The organism is Parabacteroides sp. merdae-related_45_40, from assembly GCF_001915675.1.
Genome location: NZ_MNQY01000150.1, coordinates 23,738 through 23,964, shown reverse-complemented (window position 1 = coordinate 23,964; position 227 = coordinate 23,738).

Here is a 227-nt window from a genome sequence, read left to right as displayed (position 1 = left end):
TGTACGGGGAAAACGAGTTTCTGCTTTCATCTTTTTTTGATGACAAAGCTAAATACTCTTGTTTGAAGAACAATGGTAGCATCGCGGAGACGCTTACGGTAAAAGTGATAATGTGTTATATATCAATATTTTATTAAATGTCAGATGTGTTCTGAAGCTGATACAAAATAGATTAAAGAGGCTCGTTTTTTCATGAAGACAAGCTACTTTTTTGGTGAAAACAACTT